Genomic DNA, 22,935 nt, shown 5'->3' with positions numbered 1-22,935 from the left:
AAAGGCGGGGTTACCGGCTAGCGACCGATCATGACGCCCTTCGCCGGCGGATGGTCAGGACCACCAGGAGGCCACCGCCGACCAGCAGGCCGGCACCGAGGGCCACCGGCCCGACCAGCGAGGTGCCGGTCAACGCCAGCGGACCGCAGCTCGTGCCGCTGTAGGTGTAGGTGCGGCTGCTGGTCCGCCGCGCCAGCGACTGCGGATCTGTGCTGCCCACCGCGAACGTGACCGTGGCGGTGTCGCTCACCAACCGTCCATTTGCGAGGGTTGCCCGCTGGGTGAAGGTGAGCTTGTACGCGCCTTCCTTGGTGAAGGCCCAGTTGCCGTGCGCGTGCGTACCGGTCGCCACGGTGTATCGGTCGGGCAGCCCGTTGCCGCTGTCGAACACGACCCGGGGCTGGCCGAACGTCTCGAACAGGTAGATCACGAGCTTGCCTGGTCCCTCGACTTTGTCCAGGGACCAGGTCAGCGAGGCACCGCGAAGCTGGGACGACGTGATCTCCTCGGTATTCCAGCCCAGCCACAGCATGCTGGAGTTCTGGGTCTGCGGGATCTGCCAGATCTTCGAGCCAGCGGGGCCGAGGAAGCCGAAGTTTCCGGCGGGGACCGTGGTGGCACCGGCCGGCTTGAGGTGCAACACGACGTCCGATGGGTCGCGCCAGGTCGTCTTGCCAGCCACGGTGCCGTCCTTGACCTGCGAGACCAGTTGGCCGCCGCTGAGCCGGGCCGCGTAGTCCACGTGCCCCTGGGCGAGGACCGCCGCGGTTGTCGTACCCGTGCTGGTGGACGTCCTGGTGACCGGGGTGCAGGACGGCGACGGGCTGACGGTTGTGGCGGCGACTTGCGACGTCGATGGGGCCGAGCCGGTCGGGGTGGGCGTCGACGTCGGAGGTGGTGTCGGGCTGGCGCTCGGCGTACCCGATGGGGTTGATGTCGGTGACACGGACGGTGAGGACGACGGGGTGCCCGTCCCGGACACGACGACCGTTACCGGCGCGGACGTGGACGCCTGGTGGTCGTTGGCATATGTCGGGGTGTACCGCGCGGTGAGCGTGTGAGAACCGCCAGCCAGCGCCGAGGTGGAGAGCGTCGCCTGCCCAGCGGAGACCGCGCCGAAGCCGAGCGAGACCGTCCCGTCGAAGAACTCGATCCAGCCGGTGGCCGAGGCCGGTGACACGGTGGCCGACAGCGTGACCGCGTCGCCCACGGATGGATTGTCCGGGCTGACCGACAACGCCGTCCGGGTCGCCTCGGGCGCAACGTCGCTGGCCTGCGTGCCGCCCACGTACCAGGTGTAGGTGGCCCGCGCTGGTGCCAGGACGGTGCCGTCCGCCGCGGTCGCCCGCACTTCGAAGGTCAGCTCGTAGCGCCCCAGGGCGCCGAACGCCCAGTTGGCGTGCCGGTGCTCGGAAACTGACTGGTTCAAGGTGCGAAACTGCGGGTCGGTGCCGCTGAACATGCGCACCGGCCCGCCGGCTGGGTTGTTTTCGAACAGCTCTACCCGGCCCGGCCCGGCAACGTCCACAAGGCTCAGTTCGACGGTGTCGCCCGCTAGGATCCCGGGCAGGATGGACTCGGTGTCCCAGCCGGCGAACAGCAGTTCGTCGATCTCGGTCTGCGGCGCGATCCAGACCGGATCGCCCGGGCTGCCGAGGAACGCGTACTCCGGCACGTCAGGCACCGGGTATCGGGAGACCTGGTCGGCGTCCTTGAGCTGGAACAGCACATCTCGCGGGTCGTAGACGTCATACGGCACCTCCCCGGCCCGCGCCCGCAGCCGCAGCGCGCCGTCGGCGTACTCGACGTGGATCACGTCGGCGTGCACGTCGTTCAAGACCACCCGCTGCCGGCTCGCCGGCGGCGCCGCCCCCGCGGACCCGGCGGTCACCACTGGCACCGCTGCCAGCAGGGCCAGCATCCCGAGTACGCCCGCGAGCCATCGCGGTCTTGTCGTGTCGCGCATCAACCTGCTCCCAGAGGGCTCGATTTGAACATGATTATCGTTAGCTAGACGCGCCTTGTCTAGTCACCCCATTGGCCAACGGGGTGCCGCGACAGCCGATATGCCGTATTTACTCCCTATTGCGGGCGTCGACGACATGCGACCACATTGGACAGCGCACGTCGACAGCCACTACCGCCTGCTACCAGACAGCCACCTTGACAGTCTAATGAAAATCGTTATCGTTTCGGTCTAGCACCTCGGTCCATAGAAGCCAGGAGGATCTGCATGCGTCTGAGAGTCCCGTTACTCACCACCGCGACCGCGGCCGTCACCGCCGCGCTGCTGGCCTGGTCGGCTCCCGCCCAGGCAGGATCGCTGGTGGTGCTGTCCCAGGGCCACGTCGATATCGTCGACGTGGCCTACGAAGACGGGGAGTTCGAGATCGCCGTCCACGACGAGACGGTCGAGCCGGACGTCGAGCGCGACCCCGCCGACGTGCTCTTCTGGGCCAAGCCCGAGTCGGCCGTCACCGTCCCCGCCGACACCAGGTACGCGTTCCTCGGCACCCCCGGCGCCACCGTCTACGTCCTGCCCGAGGTCGAGAACGAGGCCCTGCTCTTCCCGGGCCTGGCCACCGAGGAACTGGAGCCCGGCGTGTTCGCCGGCGACACCATCTCCATCCGGTTCAAGAAGGTCATCGGCCCGGACGGGGTGAGTCTGTTCACCACCGACCCCACCGGTAACCCGAACGTGCTCGTCGACAGCGAAGACGGCCTGCCAGACACCGTCACCCTCCCGGTCGGCACCCACATGCACCAGAACTGGGCCTTCGAGAAGCCCGGGTACTACTTCGTCAAGGTCGACGTGACCGGCGTGCTGGCCGGCAGCACCACCACGATCACCTCCGACGCGGTCTGGCTGAAGTTCAAGGTCGGGAGCTGACACCCATGTTGAAACTCACCAGCCGGCTCCTGGCCGCTGCGGCGGTCGCCACGGCCGCCATCGTCGGAGTCACCGCCTCGCCAGCACTGGCGGCGACCTACGACACCGGACACATCGACGTGCTCGACGTCGACTACAGCGGCGGCACCGTCACGCTGGACATGAGGACGTACAGCCCGGCCAACGACGACGTCTCCCCCGCCGCCAACAGCATCCGGCTCCACCCGCTGACCGCCTACGACCTGGTCGTGGCGAGCAGCACCGGATCCTGGCCGTGCGTCGGAGCCCTGAACTCGACCGTCTATGTGGCGCCCGCCTCGGTTCCCTCAGGGGACACCCGGGTCTGGCCCGGCTGGAACACCGAAGACGTGTCCACCGCCAACCGCCCGGTCACCATCGAGCTGGTCAGCGTCTCCGGGCCTGGCCACGTCACCCTCTACAACATGACCGGCCTACCGGCCGCCCCCTCGGTCGTGCTGAGCAGCAGCTCCGCCAGCGGATGCGCGAAATCCTCGTTCTCCATCGGCAGCACCCCACATGGGCACGCCAACTGGGCCTTCTCCACCCCGGGCAACTACCAGATCACCTTCAAGGCCACCGTCACCGGCGGCGCCTCCTCCGGCAACGTGGTCTACAACTTCACCGTCGGCTAAGTGAATCCGGTTCCCTGGCCGGCCCAGGCTGCCGGCCAGGGACCGGCACGGGGAGTAACTCATGAAATCGAGATCACGACTATTGGCCACGGCAGCCGCCGCGATACTCGCCGCGCTCGTGGCAGCACCGGGGACCGCGGCCGCCGCCACCGGCGACGTCCGGCCATACGCCATCGTCGATTCTGGCGAATACCACCTCGACGTCGACTACTCCGGCGGCGCCCTCACTCTGGACCTCAAGCAATGGACCGGCAGCGACGACCTGTCGCCGGCGGCCACGCTGCTGCGGCTGCTGCCGTCCTCGGCCAAAACGGTGCCGAGCGGCAGCCAATGGGCCTGCCTCGGCCCGGCCGGAGCCACCGTCTACCTCGCGCCGCAGGTGCAGGACCCCAACCTGTTGTGGCTTGGCTGGAACGCGGTGGACGTACCGGCAGCCCAGGGGCCGGTGCGGATGGAACTAGTTGGCTTCGAGGGCCCACCGGGAAGCTGGTTCAGCATCTACACCGCGTCACTGGGCTCGCCGAGCTTTAAGATCAATACGTACGGCGGCTTCGGCTGCCCGGTCTCCGTCTGGCCGAGCGGCCTCACTGCGGGCAGCTACGGTGTCGGCAACTGGGTCTTCTCCCACCAAGGCAACTACTCGCTGAAACTGCGGGCGACCGCCCAGAACGGCGCCGGCGCGACCTCCGGCCTCGTCACCTACACATTCCACGTTGGATAGTGCACAGCCTGCCGGTCCCGCACCCGTTGGGTGCGGGACCGGCGTCCGCCGTCAGGCCGCCTCGGCGCCCCGCCGGCACTGGCCGCACACACCGGGCACGTTGATTTCCAAGGCGCTGACCGGCCGCCGCCTGCCAGCGAGCGCGTCGAGCACCGTTCGGCGCGATGTTCGCCCCCGATCCGTACGCCATGGCCGCCGAACTCGTGCGCGTGTGCGCGCCTGGCGGGGTAATCGCCGTGCTGGCCCGGACCCCGGACAGCCCCTTCGGGCAGCAGGCCGACATCGCCTTCCGGCATCTGCCTCCGGCCTCGGCCGTCGGGCGGCCGCGATTCGAGGCGTGGGGCGACCCGGCGATGATCCGGGAGTTCTTCACCGGCCAGCCCGCCGACATCGCCACCACAGTGGACAGCGTGGACGTGCACTGGCCCAGCCTGGAAGCCGCCGTGGACGAGGTCACCACCCTGGTCCCCGGCTGGGTCGCCGCCCACACCCCGCTGGAAGCCGCCGGTGCCTGGTCTCAGGCACAGGCCGACGTCACCCAGGTCTTCGCCAGCGCCGGCCACACCGACGACACCGGCTTCGTCCTCCCGGTCCAGTACCTGACCACACTGGCCCGCAGGGTTTGACCGCTCCTCGGCCGAACCGCCAGTGCCACGCCTTGCCAGATAAGCGCGGCGTTATTGGGAACGGTTGTCATTGTAGTAGGCTCTGCCCGCGGCGCGTCACGGGAGGGAAACTCGGATGGGTTTGTGGGGCAGGGCGGCGAGATCGGTAGCCAGCGTCGGGTTGGCCGCTGGACTGGTGGCCGGGTGCGGCGGGACGGAGCCGTCGGCGAGCGCCGGCACCGACACGATCCGGTTCGTCACGCCGTACCGGGTCAAAAGCCTCGATCCGGTGGCGCAGGGGCTGTGGGCGGCCGAGTGGGGGTACGGCGAGCTGCTCATGCGGGCCACCGAGGACGGCCGGGTCGAGCCATGGCTGCTGGAGCGGCTAACCAACAGCGCCCCGACGACCTGGACGCTGACCCTGCGCGACGGCGTCACCTTCCAGAATGGACAACCGCTCGACGCGGCGACGCTGAAGACCGTGCTCGATCGGGCCTTACGCGACAACGCCCTCCTTACCGCCAGTCTGCCGCGGGCCACCACAGCGGTGGCCGACGCGCGGACCGTTACCCTCACCACCGCCGTGCCAGTCGCTAACCTGCCCAACCTCCTGGCCGACGAGCAGGGCGTGATGGTCTACGACCCGGCCGCGGCCGGCCCGGACGTGGATCCGGCGGCCTTGGTGGGCAAGGGAATCCACACCGGGCCGTTCCGGGTGACCGTGCTCACGGCAGACGAGATGACGCTGACCCGCAACCCGGCCTACTGGGGTGGCCCAGTCGCCCTGTCCGAGGCCCGGGTCCGGTTCGTCCCCGACGGTCAGGCCCGCGTGTTGGCGGTACGCAACAACGAGGCCGACGTGGCGCTCTACCCGCCCACCGAGCTGGTGCGCCAGCCGGGCTCCGGCGTGACCGCGGCCACCGCGAGCCAGCCCTTGCAGCATCTACGCGCAATTGTCAATACACGTACCGCCGCGATGGGCGACGAGGCGGTACGGCGCGCGTTCGCGATGGGCATCGACTACCGGCAGATCGCCGAGGACGTGCTGGACGGTCTCTACACCACGCCGACCGGGCTCTACCCGCCAGTCGTCGGCTACGGCGTAGAGACTCAACGGACCGACGCGGCCGAGGCCGGACGTGTGCTGGACGCGGCCGGCTGGCGCACGGGCGAGGGCGGGGTACGGGCGAAATCCGGCCGGCCCCTGACGGTCACCGTGCTGACGTACCCGCAGCAGCCGGACACCAAGACGATCGCGGTCGCGATGCAGGCCCAGCTCAAGCCGGTCGGTTTTGACGTACGGATCACCGAGGTGGACAGCAACTACGAGGCGATGAAGAAGTCGGACGGGTGGGACGTCGGGCTTTCGTTCGACGGAACCCTCGGGTATACCTACGATCCGGTCGCACCGCTGCGCGACTTCCTGACCACCAGTGGCGTGAGGAACTTCGGCGGGATCAGCGACCCGGAGCTGGACCGGCTGGTCGTCCAGCTCGGCACCGCGATCGACGATTCCGCGCGAACGCCGCTGCTGGTACGGGCACAGGAGTTGATCGCGCAGCGTGGGTACACGATCATCGTGGCCCAGCGCGCGGCGAAGGCGATCGTGGGGCCGGCATTCGCCGGGTACCGGCCGTCATCCGTGCTGCACCACCTGACCGCCCGCACAGCCGCCGGCTAAGTAGTGGCGCGCCTGCTGAGCCGGCTCGGGACGGCCGCGGCCACGCTGGCCGGGGCCGCCGCGCTCATCTGGGCGCTGCAACTGCTCGCACCTGGCGACCCGGCGCGCCGCGTGCTCGCCGCCAACGGCGTCACCGATCCCCTGCCCACGCAGGTCGCCGCGACCCGACACACGCTCGGCCTGGACCGGCCCGCGTACGAGCGCCTGGCCGGCTGGTATGCCGGCGCGGCGCGCGGGGATCTCGGTTCGTCCTGGCGCACCGGACGGCCGGTCCGCACTGAGCTGACCGATCGGCTGCCCGCCACCGCGCGCCTGGTCGCGGTGACCGGCCTCCTCGCCGGCCTCGTGGCCATTCCGGTCAGCCTGCTGGCGTCGGCCAGCCGCCGGCGCTGGCCGGACGCGCTGCTGCGTACTGGGACGTTCATTGCCGCTGCGACGCCCAGCTTCCTGGCCGGCACCCTTTTGCTCGACATCCTCGTGATCCAGGCCGGTGTAGGCCGGGTGCTGGCCGACGGCTCCTGGCGCGCCGCGTGGCTTCCGGCCGTGCCGCTGGCTCTGGGCACCGCCGCCTACTGGTCACGGGTCCTGCGTACCGCGCTCGCCGGAGCGGCGACCGCACCATATCTGGAGACCGCCGCCGCGCGGGGTGCAGGTCGGCTCCGACTGCTGTTCGTACACGCGCTGCCGAACGCGGCACGCCCACTGCTGGCCGCAGTCGGCGTGACTATGGGCTCGCTGCTAGCCGGCGCGGTCATCATCGAGTCGCTGTTCACCTGGCCCGGCATCGGCCGGTACCTCATCGAGGCGATCGAGTCCCGGGATGTGCCGGTGGTACAGGGCTTCGTGCTGTTCGGCGCGGTCTGTTACGTCGCCACTAGCCTTGTCGCCGACCTACTAGCCCGTCTCATCGATTCCCGGCCCGACGCGAAGTGAAGGTCTCGGCCCTCCACATCGGACTCGCGCTACTCGTTGCGCTCGGCGTGCTGACGCTTGTGGTGCCCGCGCTGGCTCCGGACCCCAATCTCACTGAGTACGACGGCAAGTTAGCCGGCCCGAGTTGGGCCCATCCGCTGGGCACCGACGCCGCCGGGCGCGACGTGCTGGCCCGCGTCGCCGCCGGCGCCCGCATCTCCCTCGGCGGCGCCCTTCTGGTCGGCGCGGTCAGCGTCGCGGTCGGGCTCCTGGTGGGGATGGCGGCGGCGCTGCTCGGCGGGATCCTGGACACCCTGCTGTGCCGGCTCATCGATGTCGTGCTCGCGGTACCCACACTGGTCCTCGCCCTCGCCGTGGTCGGCGTCCTCGGTCCCGGAATCGGCAACCTGCTGCTCGCCATGACGCTGGCCGGCTGGGCACCGATCGCCCGCCTGGCCCGCGCCTGGGCAGCCGAACGGCTCGGGCGGCCCTACGTCACCGCAGCTCGCCTCGCTGGCCTGTCCCGCTGGCGGGCCGCCCGCCACCACGTGCTCCCACCCACGGCCACCGCGGTGGTCGCCGTGGCCACCCTCGGCCTGGGCGAGACCATCCTCGGCCTGGCCGGCCTATCGTTCCTCGGCCTCGGCGTGCAGCCGCCGACCGCCGAGTGGGGACAGCTCGTCGCCGAGAACCGGCTCTACGCCGTCACCGCGCCATGGCTCGTCCTGGCACCCGGGGCGGCGATCGTGCTCAGCGTCGCGGCCGTCACCCTGCTGGCCGACGCCTGGCTCGACCGGATCTCGGCATGACGGCGGCCCTGCGGGTCGAGAACCTGACCGTGCGGTACCCGAACGGTGTCGTGGCCGTCCGCGGTCTGGACCTTCACGTCGCAGAGGGCGAGGCCGTCGCGCTGGTCGGGGATTCCGGCTCCGGCAAATCCACCGTCGTACGGGCCGTACTCGGCCTCCTGCCGCCTGGCACCATCCGCTCCGGACGCGTCTGGGTCGGCGGTCGTGACGTCACGGCGGCGAGCGGGCGGGAGTTGCGGCGACTGCGCGGCACCGGCGTCGGCTACGTGGCCCAGGACCCCTACGGCGCGTGTGATCCGGTGTGGACGGTTGGCCACCACGTGGCGGAGGCTTGGTACGCGCATCGGCTGCGACCAACCCATGGGGTGGTCGCCAGGCGCCTTGCCGATCTTGGCGTGAGCGCCATGCGGCGGCACCGGCCACACACCTGGTCCGGCGGCATGCTTCAGCGCGCCACCATCGCCGCGGCCACCGCACACGCCCCGCCCCTCGTCGTCGCCGACGAACCGACATCAGCGCTCGACGCGGACCTCGCCGCCGACGTGCTGCGGCTGCTGCGCGAACGATCCCGCGCACTGCTGCTGGTCACCCACGACCATGCGACCGCAGAGCGCTGTGACCGACGACTGGTGCTCCACCATGGACGGTTGGTCGACGCCCCCTGCCCGCCCGTCGAGCGATCCAGGGCCAAAGAGCCGACCAAGGGCCAGACCGGGGTACCGGTGGTCGAGCTGGCCGGCGTGACACTGCGCGCCGGCCAGCGTCCGCTCGTCACCGGCATCGACCTGACCATCCACCCTGGCGAGATCGTCGGCGTGGTCGGACCGTCGGGCGTCGGCAAGACCACACTGCTGGACACCCTCGCCGCGCTCCGCCCCCTCGCCGCTGGCACCATCCGGTTCGCCGGTCAGCCGAGTCCACCGCCCGGCTACGTCATGCCCATCTTCCAGGACGCCACGGCCAGCCTCGACCCCCGCTGGCCGATCTGGCAGACCGTCGCCGAGCCGTTGCCGACGCCGGACCGAAACATGGCCGTCAGATTGCTTCATCGCGTCGGACTGACCGCTGTCGACCCGGATGCCCGGCCCCGGCACCTGTCCGGCGGGCAACAGCAGCGCGTCGCGATTGCCCGCGCCCTCGCCGCCCGACCGGCCTTGCTGATCGCCGACGAACCCGTATCGCGCCTGGACACCACCGCCGCCGCCGGCATCTACACCGTGCTGTCCGAGGTCGCCGACGCGGGCACCGCCGTTGTGGTAGCCAGCCACGACGCCAAGCGGCTCGCGTCGTTGGCGGACCGGCTCCTGCGACTGACCGCCCCCCTTTGACCACCACCCGAGAACGGAATATAATGACAACCGTTTTCATTAAGGAGGGAAGGTATGTCGTCAGTCCCCGTGGCCCGGGACCCGGCGGTCCCCGCGGACGCCGACTTGCGCCCGTCGCTGACGGTCCTGTCGGGATTCTGGCCGGCGGCCACCTACGCGGTCGCGCGGTCGCTGCTGGCTGCCGGCCCGTCGATGCTGTTGGTCCGCTACGACCTGCACGGCGCTGGCTATGTGCGCCGCGTCATGAGCACCGAGACTGACCGGATATCCGAAGAACGGGGCGATCTTCTTCACGGGTGTGTGTCTCGCACGCTGCGCGACGATGTCCTGCCCACCATGGCGCGGCTGGCGCGCACCCATCCGGGCCAGGACATCCTGCTCATGCTGCCTCCAGTGGTCGAGCCGGAGACGGTCGCCACTGCCTGCGCCCGCTGCCTGGTCGACGGCGTCGCGCTGACGGAGTTGATCCGCGTCGACTCGTACGTCACGGTGCTCGACGCGGAGTACCTGCTCGACGGGTTGGGCAACGGCGACGATCTGGTCACGCTGGGCATCCAGGCCACGGACGACGACCATCGGTCGCTCGCCGATGTGGTGGTGCGCCAGATCGAGTACGCCGACACCCATGTGCTGTGGGGCTCCCGCAGCGATGGACCACTGGGGACAGCCCAGGTGCACGCCCTACTACACCGCCTCGCCCCGTGGGCAACTCGCGTGCACCTGGACGGTGACCGGATCAACGCCACCGCCCTGGCCCGGCACCTACGCAACACCCATCGGCACGACCCCCGGATTCCCAGCGTCCTCGCCCGCGGGGTCGAGGGGTATCCGCTCGGCATCCACGAACCGCACCCGCAAGCCGACATCGTGTCAGCCGTGTTCCGGGCACACCGCCCGTTCCACCCTAAGCGGCTGCACGATCTGGCCGAGACTGCCAACGTCGACGTCATCCGCTCCCGCGGTCACCTCTGGCTGGCCAGCCAGCCGGATACGGTGGTCACGTGGGATTTCGCCGGTGGCGGGCTGGCGCTGGGCACCCTCGGCCGTTGGCTGGCCGCCGTACCGGACTCGCAATGGCTCGATGTCTCCGCCTACCGCCGGGTTGCCGCCGCGCTCGACTGGGACCCGTACTACGGCGACCGGCACCATCACCTCGCCTTCATCGGCCTCGACCTCGACGCCGCCCAACTGCATCGCACCTTGAGCAGTTGCCTGCTCACTGACGCCGAACTCGCCGACGGTGAGGCGGTCTGGCGCACCTACCCCGATCCCTTCGCCGGCTGCTTCCCCGTCCCCGATATCCCCCTGAACGGTCAGACATGACGGATGGGCGTAGCGGGGCGATGGCGGCTCTGGTTCTGAGCGGCGCACTCACCGCCAGCGGCGCAGCAGCCGCCACTGGAGGATGACCGCCGCGACGGTCAGGACCAGCATCACCATCGTGGCCGCCGAGGCGTAGCCGTAGCGCAGGTATTCGAATGCGTTGCGGTAGACGAACAGCGACAGGTAGGTGGTGGCGTACGGCGGCGGGCCGCCGTCGGTCACCACGAGCGCCGGCACGAACGACACCTGGAAGCTCAGGATCGTGTCCCGTACCAGCAGCAGCCCGAGCACCGGCGCGATGAGCGGAAGCGTGATGCGGCGGAAGACGTCCCAACCTGTGGCGTCCTCGACGGCCGCCAGCTCGTACACCTCGGGCGGCAGCACGAGCCGCGCGGCGAGCAGCACCAGAAATGACTCGCCGACCGTGAAGAGGCTCATGATGATGATCGCGGCACGCGCGTCGGTCGGGTCGGTCAGCCACTGCGGCGGCGTGCGGCCCAGCGCGGTCAGCCCGTTCTCGCCGCCGACCCGCAGCAGCTGATTGATGGGGCCGTAGAGCGGGTTGAAGAGCCAGAGCCACAGCAGGCCGTACGCCACCTCCGGCACCGCGGCGGGCAGGGCGGCGGCCGTCCGGGCGGTGCCGACGCCGCGCGCCCGCCGATGCAGCAGGAGTGCCAGGCCGAGGGCGATGAGCAACCGCAGGGGTACGGCCACGGCCGCGAAGACGAGCGAGTTGAAAAGCGCGGTGCGAAAGATGCCGTCGCCGGCGAGCTCGGTGAAGTTTTCGGTGCCGGTCCACTGTGGTGGCTGAACGAGGTCGTAGTCGGCGAACGCGAGTACGAGCGTCGCGGCGGCGGGCAGCAGCACGAGCGCGACCAGCCCCACGGCGTACGGGGCCAGCATGAACCCCAGCTGGCGCCGGACGCGGGGCCCCCGGGGAAACGTGGAGCGCAGCGGAGCGTTTTCTTGGGGTGCTTTCATGCCCGCTTGCCGGTGCTGGGGTCGAAGACGTGGACCTTTCCATCTCTGACGGTGACGTGCGTTTCGTCGGAGGCTGGCCTTTCTGCTGCTGGGACGCGAGCGACGGCTGAGTGCTCACCCAGTCGCAGGTAGACGTGGGCGTCCTCACCGACGACCTCGATCCGCTCCACGCGGGCAGGCGTCCCCTGGTCGCCGAGGCGGAGCGCGCCCGGGCGGATCCCGATGAGCGTGCCGGGCGGGGCGAGGCCGGAGAGTGGCCCGCCGGAAGGCAGCAGGTTCATAGGGGGTGAACCGATGAAGCGGGCGACGAACGTCGTCGCCGGCGCGTGCCAGATCTCGTCTGGCGTGCCGACCTGCTCGATCCGGCCCTCCCGCAGCACAGCGATCCGGTCGCCGAGCACGAGCGCCTCGACCTGGTCGTGGGTGACGTGCAGCGTGGCGCCGCCGACCCGGGCATGCAGCGCCTTCAGCTCGGCGCGCATCTCCACCCGTAGCTCGGCGTCGAGGTTGGACAGTGGCTCGTCCAGCAGGAAGACGTCCGGCTCGCGGACGAGCGCGCGTGCCAGCGCGACCCGCTGCCGCTCGCCGCCGGAGAGCTGCCCGGGGCGACGGTCGAGCAGGTGTCCACAGCCGACGGTGACGGCTGCCCGCCGGGCCCGTTCGGTCGCCTCCGCCTTCGGCATGTCTCGCACGATGAGGCCGAAGGCGATGTTCTCGGCGGTGGTCAGGTGCGGGAAGAGAGCGTACGACTGGAACACCATCGCCACGTTGCGCTGGCCGGGCCGCAGCCTGGTGACGTCCCGATCCCTGATCGTGACTCGACCGGCCGAGACTGGGGTGAGGCCGGCGACGGCACGCAGCAATGTGGACTTGCCGGCGCCGGACGGGCCGAGCACCACGAGCAGTTCGTCGCGGGCCACCGTGAGGTCGAGGCCGTGCAGCACCTCGTTGGCGCCGTGCGCGACCCGCAGGCCTGTCACCGACAGTGTCATGGCGCTATGCCGCGGGCGAAGATTGGCCGGGTCTGCTCGTCGAGCTGGCGGATCACGTCGTCGAGCTTGTCTCCCCGGTAGAGGGCGTTCTCCAGGATGCCGCCGGCGGCGTCCTCGATCTCCGGCCAGGTGGAGATTGTCGGCACCCGCCGGATGGTCGGGACGGCGTCGAGGAAGACCTGCGCGTTGCGGGGTGGCTGAGCCGGGTCGAGGAAGGCGGGCGACTTCGAGACCTCCATGTTCGACGGAACGGTGCGCCCGGTGGCGGCCACGATCCGCTGGCCCTCCGCCCCGATGGCGTACTCCAGGAACCGCCAGGCCGCGTTCTTCGCCTTGGAGCCGCTCGTGATGCAGTACGCGTCGGAATGCAGGATGCCGGCCTGTTGCTTGCCGTACATCGGCATCGGCGCGACGTCCCACTCGAAGTCCTTGACGGTGCGGAAGGTCGTGGTGACCCGGCGGGACGACAACAGCATCGCCAGCCGGCCGTTGCTGAAGCGGGACTCGTCGTTCTCCGCCTCGACCTCCTCGTCGGTCGGCACCACGCCGTACGCGAGGCGGAGCGCTACGAAGTCGCGGAGCACGTCCCGGGCCGGGCTCGCGTCGAACGTGAACCGGGTCGGCTTGCCCTCGTCGTCGACGATCTGGCCGCCGGCCGACCACACGAGCGGCGCGATGCGGATCAGCGTCGGCTCGACACCGAGACCGTAGACGGCGACCCGGGCGCCGCCGCCCTCCGACTCGGTGCCGCGCACGATCGCGCCGCTCGCGTTGCGGGTCATCGCGGTGGCGGTGGCGATCAAGTCGTTCCACGTCCAGCCGGGCTTGGGCACGGCGACGCCGAACTTCTGAAAGATCGTGCGGTTGTAGTAGACGGCGAGGCTGGAGACGTTCTGTGGCAGGCAGAGCTGGCGCCCCTGCCACCGGAACGCCTCGGTCGCCTGTGGATAGAGGTCGGTGAGCTTGACAACTGTCGACTTGGCCAGCCGGTCATCGAGCGGCTCGACCGCGTTCTTGGCGGCGAACTGGCCGTAGAAGCGGTAGTTCATGAGGAACACGTCCGGCGGTGAGCCGCCCGCGATCGAGGTGGAGAGCCGGGTGATGAGGTCTTCCCGATCGCTCGCCTCGACCAACTGCACCTCGGCGCCCGACGACGCCTTGGCGTACGCGTCGACGAGCGTGCGGTATGCCTGTAGTTCCTCGGGCGCGCCGAAGACCAGCAGGCGGATTGTCTGCCGGGTATCCCCGGTCTCGGCGGCGCCGCATCCGGCGGCGAGCAGGGCCGCGGCCAGCAATGCGATGATCTTGCGCATCAGGTCTCCTGATACCCGTGGAGTCGGAGGTGGCGGAGGGCGTGCCGCTGCGCCAGCGCGAAAACCACCAGCGGCGGAATTGTAGTGAGCACCGCGCCGGCCAGGAACACCGGAAAGTTGGTCGGGTCCAGCGTGGACAGTGAGCGGAGCGCGAGCGGCAGCGTGAAGAGGTCGCGGTCGTAGACGTACACGAGCGGGTCGAGGAAGTTGGACCAGGTCAGCACGAACGTCAGTGCCGCGACCACGGCGGTCACCGGGCGGACCAGCGGCATCGCCACCCGCCACCAGGTGCGCAGCGGCGAGAGGTCCTCCAGGCGGCAGGCGTCGTACAGGTCGGCGGGGAGCGCTCGGAACGCCAGGTAGAACACCAGCGGATAGAGGGGTGAGGTGGCCAGCAGCGCGGGCGCGACGAGCGGGGCGAGCGTGTCGGTGAGGCCGAGCGCCCGAAACAACGCGAAGCGCGGCACCAGCAGCGCGGTGGCCGGTGCCGCCAGCGCGGCGAGCGAGGCGGCCATCACGGCGGCGGTGATCCGGCGCGGCAGTTGGGTCATGGCGAACCCGGCCAGCGACGCCACGAGCACGCTGACCGGCACCGCGATCGCCGCCACGACCGTGGAGTTGAGGCCGGCGCGCACAAGACCGCCGAGGTCCACCGCCCGGATGTACCCCTCGGCGGAGAGCGGATCGGGGACGAGCTGCGGACCTGGAGGGGGCGGCAGCCCCGGCTCGCGAAGCGATCCGGCCACCAGCATGAGCAGCGGCGGCAGGAACACCGCGACGACGGCTACCGCCCCGACGGTGCGAAGCCTCATCCCTTCTGGTCAGTCAATGTTGAGCCGCCACGCGGAAAGTCCGTGGGTTGCCGCGTACAGGATCCGCTTGCCCGGGACGATGGTCAGGCCGGCCACCTCCACGTTGGGCATGCCCGGCGCCGCCTTCGTCCACGTCGTCGTGCCGGCCGCGTTGCGCAGCACGCCGAAGTCGGTGGAGGCGTAGAGGTCGCCGCTGGTGTCGTCGCGCACCAGGTCGGTGACCGGGATGTCGCCAAAGTCGTACGACCGGTCGACCCACGTGGACGTGCCCGCGACCGGATCGAACGTGACCTCGAAGACGTGACCCGGCGTCGTCGGGGTGTTGACGTTGTAGCCGCTGTACGAGATCCAGGCGTGGTTGCCGTTCTTCGGATCGACGTAGATGCTGCTGACGAACCTGCCCGGTGCCGCCGCGTCGTCGTCGATCCGGGTCCAGGTCACCGCCGACGCGGGCTCGGCGTCCACGTTGGACGTGATGAACACCCGTCCGGTCGTCGTGGCGGCCCAGGCGCTCGACGTGTTCAACGTCGTGCGTTCGATCGCCGCGACCGCGCCGCCGGCCCGGTCTCCCCAGAACGGGTCGACGAGCCGGTTCGGCCCCAGCTCCGCCCAGTCGCCGCAGGTGGCTTCGAACGTCCCGGTCCAGGTGTTGCAGATCCGGTTGGCCTCGGCCAGGCTGCGGTCGCCGAGCCCGAAGGTCTTGGTCCGGTACGCCGTGCGGCCCGTGCCGGCGAACATGGTGCCGCTCACCTTCGGGTCGCTGATCACCGGCGAGTAGAACTGCGAGTTCGCGTGCCCTGCAAGCGGGTCCGACGTGTCGATCCAGTCGGCCGTGGCGCCGTTGTTGAAGTTCACTTCCGGAGTCGTGTCGTTATACGTGTGGAACCGGAACTTCTTGTTGGCGACGTCGAAGCCGGACTGCCCGCCGTCACCGATGATGGTGTTGAGCCACAGGGCGCGATTGCCGTAGTTCTCCCAGGTGCCGTTGTCCTGCGTACCGCCCTGCAGCAGGTTGTGGTCGTGCGGGCTGACCGACAGGCTCATGAACTGCAATGTGGACAGCCCTGCGTTGACGCCGTCCAGCTTGGACGGTATCCGGGAGAGCATCTGCCGGCATCGCTCCAGCTGCGCATCGGTGGTCAGCGCCCGCCGCGGGTTGTCACACCAGGCCGAGCGATCGACGAACGTGCCGCTGGAGCGCATCACGCCGCCGTCGTTGGCCTCGAAGAACTGGAACGGGTTGCGCGGATTGGTGACGAGGTCGTGCTGGTCCGGGTGCAGGCCGTTCGGGTGCAGCTCGTCGGTGCCGTCAAAGGTCATGTCGGTGCCGGTGAGGCCGGCGTCGGTGGAGAGCACCACCGCCCGCTTGTTGGCGATCGTCTCACCGTAGGAGTACGACCCGCCGGCGTACACGATGTCGGGGTGGCCGTCGGGCGTGTGGATGAACACGTCGTACCAGCACTGCCCGCCGCAAAGGTTGTACCAGGCAAAGCCCGGGTCGGCCACGTTGGGGCTGGTCAGGTCGGTGAAGGTGGGCGCGCCGGCGGCGACGTCGTCGCTGCGCAGCATCCGTGCGTACGGCGTGCCGGTGTTGCCCTCGTAGACGTACATGCGGGTCTTGCCGTTGGGCAACCGGGTGACGTCGAACGCCGGCCGGGTCTGGATGATCGCCGGGTTGAGCGACTCCTTGATCTGCGTCCAGGTCGCACCCGCGTCGGAGGAGCGCCAGATGCCCCGCGCGTACGAGGAGGCGTACACGATGTTGGAGTCGGCCGGGTCGAGCTCGACGTTGCGCACGCCACGCGGCGAGCAGACCGCACCGTTGGCGAACTCGGTCACGCTGCCGGTGCAGTCGGTGACGTTCAACGAGCCGTTGTGGATGAAGCCGAACGTGCGCCCGCCATCGGTCGACTTGTAGAGTCCCCATTTCGCCGCGCCCGGGGTTGGCCGGGTGACGCCGCTGCAGCAGACGCTCGACATGCCGGTGAGCGCGGTGGTGGTGGCCACGTACAGCGTCTGGGGGTCGCCCGGCTTGACCACGATCTCGCCGATGCCTTTGCCACCGAGCTCCGCCTTGCCCAGCGGCCCGATCCAGGTGCGCCCCGCGTTGGTGGACTTGTACAGGCCGACGCCCGCGCCGCAGCCGGAGCCGCAGATGTTGGCCTCGCCGGTGCCCAGGTAGATCGTGTTGCGGGTCGGGTCATTCTTGTCGATCGTCACCGCGCCCGCGGTGTTGATGTCCAGCGGCCCGGCCAGGTACTTCCACTCCGGCTGGCGACGCAGGATGTCGTCGGTGCGCCACACGCCACCGCCGGCCGGCGTGATGAACGCCCGGCAGTTGCCCGGCCTGCACCGGTCGCTGATCGCGATCGACGTGGTGCGCCCACCCGCCACGTAGTCGTTGGGCACGTAGTTGAAGGAGTCGCGCAGCGGCGTGTCCGGGTAGAGGGCGCGGCTCGGCCCTACCGGCTGCCACGTCCCCTTCTTGCTCTTCCCGCGCGGGAAGCCACGGTTGAACGACGTGGTGAACGCGCGCTTGGCCGTATCGATCTCAGTGACCGCGACCGCGGAGTCGGGGTACGCGCGCTTGAGGTACTCGGCGGCCGCGGCGGACCCGGGGCCTTCGAGGGCCATGCCGCTGTTGCCGGGCATGGCCTGGCGGCGCATTTCGCGATGCTTGCCCACTGCGGTCGGCAATTCCGCCTCCCCCGTCACCGCCGCCGGCGCTGCTGGCGTACCGGCGAAGTGGAGAGCGACGATGCTGGCCGACACGACCAGCACACCGACCAAGAGAGCTGCGAAAGATTGACGACCTCTTCGGGTCACGGCTGTCCCCTTCCCCTGCTGCCGCCGCCGCGCAGCGAGCAGTAGAGATCGTCAGCCGTCGCTGGCAGCGCTACCAGCAATCTCCCAGAGGTCACCCAGCTGATACAAGGAGGGCGATGTAACGATCCCGAGTCGGGAGTGGGCAAAGTAAACGAAGTCGCGATAGAGCCGCGAGTGGTCTGTGTTTTTGCTGAGTCCCATGGGATCATCCCCACACCCCCACGCGCCGACTTTGCGCTGACCACGGCATACCGCCGGGCGCGAGGAAGGCGCGTACACGCCTTCCCTTGGAGATCGGATGCGCCAAAAGAAGTGGCTGCGGGCCGGATTCGCGGCCGCTCTAGCCGTGCCGCTGGCAATGGTGACCGGGGCAACGCCCGGTGCCGCCGCCCCCAGCGGCGATCTAAGCGTCGAGCAGCGCCTGCGACCAACCGACCGGGTGTCCGCCGCCAAGGCGCCCACCAGCCGTTTGGCCCAGACCGACCCGACGCTGCTGAACCGTACCGAATCCACCCGGATCCCGGTCCTGGTCAAGCTGGACTACGACCCGGTAGCCACATACAGCGGCGGCGTCGCGGGTCTGGCCGCGACGAGCCCCGCCCAGACCGGTCGCAAGCTCGACCGCGGCGCGGCCGTGCAGGCATACGAGAAGCACGTCGCGCGGCGCGAGCAGGAGATCGTCGCCGACCTCGCCAAGGCCGTGCCCGGCGCTGCCGTGCGGCAGCGGCTGCGCGCGGTGTACGGCGGGGTGTCGGCCATCGTGCCGGCCAACAAGGTCGGTGACCTGCTGAAGGTCGACGGCGTGGTGGCGGTGCAGAAGGACGAGTTGCGCCAGCCACTGACCGACGCCAGTGCCGCGTTCATCGGGGCCAACAGCACCTACGGTGCGCTGGGTGGCAAGAAGAACGCGGGCGCCGGAATCATCATCGGAGTCATCGACACCGGCGCCTGGCCGGAGCACCCGTCCTTCGCCGACCAGGGCAACCTGAACGCCCCGCCCGCCAAGGCCGATGGCACGCCGCGCGAATGCGACTTCGGTGACAACCCGCTGACGCCGCAGACGGACGTGTTCGCCTGCAACAACAAGCTCATCGGCGGCGCGCCGTTCCTGGACACGTACCTGGCCCTCAACGAGGGCGAGGATTACGAGTCCGCGCGGGACAGCGGTGGCCACGGTACCCATACCGCCTCCACCGCGGCCGGCAATGTGCTCGCCTCGGCGCCAGTCTTCGGCGTGGAGCGCGGCCCGATCCAGGGCATCGCACCGGGCGCCTGGCTCTCGGTCTACAAGGCCCTGGGCGAGTCGGGCGGTTACTCCTCCGACCTCGCCGCCGCGATCGGGCAGACGGTTCTCGACGGCGTCGATGTGATCAACTACTCGATCTCGGGTGGTAGCAACCCGTTCACCGACCCGGCCGAGTTGGCGTTCCTGGACGCGTACGCGGCGGGCGTGTTCGTCTCCGCGTCGGCGGGCAACTCGGGGCCCGGCTCGGCGACCACCGACCACGTGTCGCCGTGGGTCACGACCGTCGCGGCGTCGACCCAGACCCGCGAGTTCAACTCCACGCTGACCCTCACCGGCGGGGCCGACACGCTGACCCTGAAGGGTGCCTCGATCACCGCCGGCGTCACCGGGCAGACCCCGGTCGTACTGGCCGAGTCGCTTTCCGGGTACTCCGCGCTATGCTCCGCGCCGGCCCCGGCTGGCGCCTTCACCGGCAAGATCGTCGCGTGTCAGCGCGGCGTGAACGCGCGCATCGCGAAGGGCCACAACGTCCTGCAGGGCGGTGCGGTCGGCATGGTGCTCTACAACCCGACGCTGGCCGACATCGAGACCGACAACCACTGGCTGCCGACGGTCCACCTGGCAGACGGCACCCAGTTCAAGTCGTTCATGACCACGCACACCGGCGTCACGGGCTCGTTCACGGCTGGCCAGAAGGAGGACGGGCAGGCCGACGTCATGGCCGCGTTCTCCTCGCGCGGCCCTGGTGGCTTCGGCATCAAGCCGGACATCACGGGGCCTGGCGTGCAGATCCTGGCCGGTAACTCGCCGACGCCTGACGCGGTCGAGGGCGGCCCGCCCGGCGAGTACTTCCAGGCGATCGCTGGCACGTCGATGTCAGCGCCGCACATCGCCGGGTCGGCTGTGCTGCTCAAGGCCCTGCACCCCGGCTGGAGCCCGGGACAGATCAAGTCGGCGATGATGACAACGGCCTTCCAGGACGTCGTCAAGGAGGATCAGACCACGCCGGCCGATCCGTTCGACTACGGCAGCGGGCGGGTCGACCTGAAGAAGGCTCAAAAGCCGGGCCTGACCTTCGACGAGTCGGCGGCGCGGATGCTGGCCCTCGGCAACGACCCGATCAACGCGGTGCACCTGAACCTGCCGTCGGTCAACGCGCCGACCATGCCCGGCCGGCTCACCACGGTTCGCACCGCGAAGAACGTGACCAGCGGGAACCAGACCTACCGCGTACGCGTCAAGTCGCCGGCAGGCAGCAAGATCACCGTTACGCCGAGCGTGTTCACGCTCGGCGCCGGCAGGTCGAAGGACCTGACGATCACCATCACCTCGACCACGGCCAGCGGCCAGCAGTTCGGTCAGGTGATCCTCGACCCGACGCAGTCCAACCTGCCGACGCTGCACCTGCCGGTGGCCTTCGTGCCGCAGCAGGGCGACGTCAAGCTGGCCAGCGACTGCGCCCCCGCACAGGTCACCCTCCAGGGCACGGCCGAGTGCACGATCACGGCGACCAACGAGTCGTTCGGTGACGCCGTGATCGACCTGGAGACCAGCGTCAACCAGAACCTCAAGGTCTCCGGAGTCGAGGGCGCGACCGCAGCCGGCACGCGCCGCGTGGTCAAGGACGACGTGCCGCTGGCCGGCGCCATGCCCGGTGTGCCGTCGCTGGCACCGGGCACCCTCGCCGGGTACCTCCCGCTGGCCGACTTCGGCGTCGCGCCGGAACCGATCGGCGACGAGGAGATCCTCAACTTCGACGTGCCGCCGTTCGTTTACGGTGGACAGACGTACACGAGGATCGGGATCGACTCCAACGGGTACGCGGTCGTTGGCGGCGGCACGTCGGAAGACAACAACTGCTGCGAGCTGACCCAGATCCCGGACCCGGCACGGCCCAACAACGTCCTGGCGCCGTTCTGGACCGACCTGGACGGCTCCAAAGACCAAGGCATCCTGGCCACCGTCCTCAGCGATGGGGTGAGCGACTGGCTGGTCGTGGAGTGGCAGGTCGACGCCTGGGGAACCGACTCCAACCGGCACTTCCAGCTCTGGATCGGGCTCAACGGCGAGGAAGACATCGTCTTCGCCTACGACCCGGACGCCCTGCCCGCCGCACCCGGCGCGCAGGAACTGATCGTCGGCGCCGAAAACGTCAACGGCAGCGGCGGTGAGCAGCTTCCCGCAGGGACCCTGCCCACCGAAGACCTGCGGATCACCAGCAGCCCGCCGACGCCCGGCGCCACGGTGTCGTACGTCGTCCAGGTCACCGGCGTCGACCTCGGCAAGGGCGTGGTCACCAGCGAGATGGCCGCCACCACGGTCCCAGGCGTCACCGTGGTCAGGTCCGAGCTGCCAATCAGGCTCCGGCCCGGCGGCATCGTTCAATAGCAATCCAACAACCGCAGTGTGCGCCGTGACCGGAGCCCGGTCACGGCGCACACTCGTTCAAGCACCCTCGCCGGCGACCGCCTGATCATCAGCGAACTCTTCCGCGACCATTTCGACTACTTCAAGACTGACTTCATATACACCGCGCGTTGGTTGGGACACGGCACACCGGCGCCCCGCCGCTCGTAGCGTATCGGGACGCGATTTCCTTTCCCGTAAATCGGAGGGTAACGGCGTCAGGTGATCGAGGCCTGGTGGATGGCCTTGACCGAGGCGGCGAGGACCTGGTCGAACTCCTCATCGCTCTGCTGCTGCCGCAGGCCCTCGGTGAGGGCGCGGGAGAAGCTGGCGATCAGGCCGTGGTTTCGCGCCAGCCGGGCGTTCGCCTCCTGCTGCGGGTAGCCACCGGACAACGCGACCACCCGCAGTACCTTCGGATGCCGGATCAGGTCGGCGTAGAAGTCGTCCTCGGTGGGGATGGACAGCTTGAACATGACCTGCTGCCCCTCGGGCACGCTGGGCAGGCGTTCCGTGATGTCCTGCCGGAGCAACCGCTCGGCCAACGCCTTCTCGGTGCTGGTGATGTCGACCTCGGGCTCCAGGATGGGCACCAGCCCGGCATCGAGGATCTTGAGGGCGTACTCGAACTGCTGATCCACGACGGCGGTGATGCCGCCGGCGTGTGCCCGGCTGATGAACGACCGCATTTTCGTGCCGAACACCTGCCGGCGCCGCGCCCGCTCAAGGACGCTTTCGAGCTTCGCGAACGGCTTCATCAGCCGCACACCGTCGGCCTCGGCCGCGAGGCCCTCGTCCACCTTGACGAACGGGACCACATTCCTGCGTTCCCACAGGTACGACGGAGCGGCCATGCCAGCAACGTCGCGATCCATCGTCTGTTCGAACAGGATCGCGCCGAGGATGCGATCGCCGTCGAAGGCCGGAGCGGTGATGATTCGGCTGCGGAATTCGTGCATCAGGTCGAACATTTCCTCATCGGAGGCGTACGCCGCCTCGGGCACGCCGTAGTGCTCCAAGGCCTTCGGTGTGCTGCCACCGCTCTGGTCGAGGGCGGCGATGAAGCCCGCGCCCGTGGCCACCTTCTGCATCTGCGCCTCGTTCATCGATACCCCCTTCTCCGTCTCGCCACCCGAAGCCTAGGCCCGTCTGGCCGCGGCGGAGGGCAGGATGCGGTAAGGCCGATCAACGCTGTTCAGTTCCGGCACCTGCCACAGCCCCTTGCACACATACCCCTAGGGGGTATAGTGAGATGGTCAGGAGGGGATCGATATGCAGCACCATGACACCGACCATGCCGCCGCGTCCGCAACCGAGCAGCATCACGGCCACGGTCACCGTGATCAGCACGACGTTCACGCGGGGCATGGCACCCACGGCACCCACGGCACACACGGTGCCGACGCGCACGGTGGGCATGGCGGCCACGACAAGCAC

Annotated in this window: 17 protein-coding genes and 1 pseudogene; 10 read left to right on the top strand and 8 right to left on the bottom strand. The window is 69.5% G+C overall.

Annotation, left to right across the window (positions count from 1 at the left end; genetic code table 11):
• Window positions 1-28 precede the first annotated feature (28 nt).
• On the bottom strand, window positions 29-1,966 hold the full coding sequence (locus V6V89_RS28840) for a TIGR03773 family transporter-associated surface protein (protein ID WP_334622617.1): 1,938 nt from the start codon (window positions 1,964-1,966) through the stop codon (window positions 29-31).
• Window positions 1,967-2,233: 267 nt separating this feature from the next.
• Between V6V89_RS28840 and V6V89_RS28835 the strand changes: the two genes are divergently transcribed.
• From V6V89_RS28835 to V6V89_RS28795, 9 genes are all read left to right on the top strand, one after another.
• A complete protein-coding gene (locus V6V89_RS28835) occupies window positions 2,234-2,890 on the top strand; it encodes a choice-of-anchor M domain-containing protein (protein WP_334622616.1) in 657 nt (218 codons plus the stop codon).
• A 5-nt stretch (window positions 2,891-2,895) separates the two neighbouring features.
• Window positions 2,896-3,543 (top strand): choice-of-anchor M domain-containing protein, encoded by a 648-nt coding sequence (locus V6V89_RS28830; protein ID WP_334622615.1) that lies wholly within the window; start codon window positions 2,896-2,898, stop codon window positions 3,541-3,543.
• Between the two features lie 61 nt (window positions 3,544-3,604).
• A complete protein-coding gene (locus V6V89_RS28825) occupies window positions 3,605-4,264 on the top strand; it encodes a choice-of-anchor M domain-containing protein (protein WP_334622614.1) in 660 nt (219 codons plus the stop codon).
• A 164-nt stretch (window positions 4,265-4,428) separates the two neighbouring features.
• Window positions 4,429-4,890: a hypothetical protein gene (locus tag V6V89_RS28820; protein ID WP_334622613.1), complete on the top strand. Its 462-nt coding sequence runs from the start codon at window positions 4,429-4,431 to the stop codon at window positions 4,888-4,890.
• 115 nt (window positions 4,891-5,005) lie between these two features.
• Complete coding sequence (locus V6V89_RS28815) at window positions 5,006-6,550, top strand: ABC transporter substrate-binding protein (protein ID WP_334622612.1); 1,545 nt, start codon at window positions 5,006-5,008, stop codon at window positions 6,548-6,550.
• Window positions 6,551-6,553: 3 nt separating this feature from the next.
• Window positions 6,554-7,483 carry an ABC transporter permease gene (locus V6V89_RS28810; protein ID WP_334622611.1) on the top strand — a complete coding sequence of 310 codons (930 nt, stop codon included), beginning with the start codon at window positions 6,554-6,556 and terminating at the stop codon, window positions 7,481-7,483.
• The gene (locus V6V89_RS28805) at window positions 7,480-8,271 is read left to right on the top strand and encodes an ABC transporter permease (RefSeq protein WP_334622610.1); all 792 of its coding nucleotides are present in this window, start codon (window positions 7,480-7,482) and stop codon (window positions 8,269-8,271) included. Before V6V89_RS28810 ends, V6V89_RS28805 begins: the two co-directional genes overlap by 4 nt.
• Window positions 8,268-9,599, top strand: coding sequence for an ABC transporter ATP-binding protein (locus tag V6V89_RS28800; protein ID WP_334622609.1), 1,332 nt, complete (start codon window positions 8,268-8,270; stop codon window positions 9,597-9,599). The genes V6V89_RS28805 and V6V89_RS28800 overlap by 4 nt, the downstream gene beginning before the upstream one ends.
• A gap of 54 nt (window positions 9,600-9,653) precedes the next feature.
• Window positions 9,654-10,922, top strand: a complete 1,269-nt coding sequence (locus V6V89_RS28795; protein ID WP_334622608.1) for a CobW family GTP-binding protein — start codon at window positions 9,654-9,656, stop codon at window positions 10,920-10,922.
• Window positions 10,923-10,970: 48 nt separating this feature from the next.
• Here V6V89_RS28795 and V6V89_RS28790 read toward each other — a convergent pair whose 3' ends face one another.
• The 5 genes and pseudogenes from V6V89_RS28790 to V6V89_RS28770 form a co-directional block, all read right to left on the bottom strand.
• A complete protein-coding gene (locus V6V89_RS28790; protein WP_334622646.1) occupies window positions 10,971-11,825 on the bottom strand; it encodes a carbohydrate ABC transporter permease in 855 nt (284 codons plus the stop codon).
• A 74-nt stretch (window positions 11,826-11,899) separates the two neighbouring features.
• On the bottom strand, window positions 11,900-12,895 hold the full coding sequence (locus tag V6V89_RS28785) for an ABC transporter ATP-binding protein (protein ID WP_334622607.1): 996 nt from the start codon (window positions 12,893-12,895) through the stop codon (window positions 11,900-11,902).
• Window positions 12,892-14,208: an ABC transporter substrate-binding protein gene (locus V6V89_RS28780; RefSeq protein WP_334622606.1), complete on the bottom strand. Its 1,317-nt coding sequence runs from the start codon at window positions 14,206-14,208 to the stop codon at window positions 12,892-12,894. The genes V6V89_RS28785 and V6V89_RS28780 overlap by 4 nt, the downstream gene beginning before the upstream one ends.
• A gap of 1 nt (window position 14,209) precedes the next feature.
• Window positions 14,210-15,020: pseudogene (locus V6V89_RS28775) on the bottom strand (carbohydrate ABC transporter permease); the annotation flags it as partial.
• Window positions 15,021-15,029: 9 nt separating this feature from the next.
• Window positions 15,030-17,846 (bottom strand): WD40/YVTN/BNR-like repeat-containing protein, encoded by a 2,817-nt coding sequence (locus V6V89_RS28770; protein WP_442935237.1) that lies wholly within the window; start codon window positions 17,844-17,846, stop codon window positions 15,030-15,032.
• A gap of 298 nt (window positions 17,847-18,144) precedes the next feature.
• On the opposite strand from V6V89_RS28770, the gene V6V89_RS28765 reads away from it, so the two are divergent.
• Window positions 18,145-21,480, top strand: coding sequence for a S8 family serine peptidase (locus tag V6V89_RS28765; protein ID WP_334622603.1), 3,336 nt, complete (start codon window positions 18,145-18,147; stop codon window positions 21,478-21,480).
• A gap of 236 nt (window positions 21,481-21,716) precedes the next feature.
• On the opposite strand, the gene V6V89_RS28760 is transcribed toward V6V89_RS28765, so the two are convergent.
• On the bottom strand, window positions 21,717-22,604 hold the full coding sequence (locus V6V89_RS28760; RefSeq protein ID WP_334622602.1) for a fructose bisphosphate aldolase: 888 nt from the start codon (window positions 22,602-22,604) through the stop codon (window positions 21,717-21,719).
• A 79-nt stretch (window positions 22,605-22,683) separates the two neighbouring features.
• Window positions 22,684-22,935, bottom strand: a 252-nt coding sequence (locus V6V89_RS28755) for a hypothetical protein (RefSeq protein WP_334622601.1), incomplete at its 5' end; no start/stop codon positions are given.

The organism is Micromonospora sp. CPCC 206061, assembly GCF_036906915.1.
Taxonomy (GTDB): Bacteria; Actinomycetota; Actinomycetes; order Mycobacteriales; family Micromonosporaceae; genus Phytohabitans.
The sequence above is the reverse complement of the archived record's forward strand: the minus strand, read 5'-3'. Positions and strand labels throughout refer to the sequence as shown.

Bases quoted from the DNA above. Each gene is read 5' to 3' on its own strand.
- V6V89_RS28840 (WP_334622617.1), bottom strand. From the start codon at position 1,966: ATGCGCGACACGACAAGACCGCGATGGCTCGCGGGCGTACTCGGGATG.
- V6V89_RS28835 (WP_334622616.1), top strand. From the start codon at position 2,234: ATGCGTCTGAGAGTCCCGTTACTCACCACCGCGACCGCGGCCGTCACC.
- V6V89_RS28830 (WP_334622615.1), top strand. From the start codon at position 2,896: ATGTTGAAACTCACCAGCCGGCTCCTGGCCGCTGCGGCGGTCGCCACG.
- V6V89_RS28825 (WP_334622614.1), top strand. From the start codon at position 3,605: ATGAAATCGAGATCACGACTATTGGCCACGGCAGCCGCCGCGATACTC.
- V6V89_RS28820 (WP_334622613.1), top strand. From the start codon at position 4,429: ATGTTCGCCCCCGATCCGTACGCCATGGCCGCCGAACTCGTGCGCGTG.
- V6V89_RS28815 (WP_334622612.1), top strand. From the start codon at position 5,006: ATGGGTTTGTGGGGCAGGGCGGCGAGATCGGTAGCCAGCGTCGGGTTG.
- V6V89_RS28800 (WP_334622609.1), top strand. From the start codon at position 8,268: ATGACGGCGGCCCTGCGGGTCGAGAACCTGACCGTGCGGTACCCGAAC.
- V6V89_RS28795 (WP_334622608.1), top strand. From the start codon at position 9,654: ATGTCGTCAGTCCCCGTGGCCCGGGACCCGGCGGTCCCCGCGGACGCC.
- V6V89_RS28790 (WP_334622646.1), bottom strand. From the start codon at position 11,825: ATGCTGGCCCCGTACGCCGTGGGGCTGGTCGCGCTCGTGCTGCTGCCC.
- V6V89_RS28785 (WP_334622607.1), bottom strand. From the start codon at position 12,895: ATGACACTGTCGGTGACAGGCCTGCGGGTCGCGCACGGCGCCAACGAG.
- V6V89_RS28780 (WP_334622606.1), bottom strand. From the start codon at position 14,208: ATGCGCAAGATCATCGCATTGCTGGCCGCGGCCCTGCTCGCCGCCGGA.
- V6V89_RS28765 (WP_334622603.1), top strand. From the start codon at position 18,145: ATGCGCCAAAAGAAGTGGCTGCGGGCCGGATTCGCGGCCGCTCTAGCC.
- V6V89_RS28760 (WP_334622602.1), bottom strand. From the start codon at position 22,604: ATGAACGAGGCGCAGATGCAGAAGGTGGCCACGGGCGCGGGCTTCATC.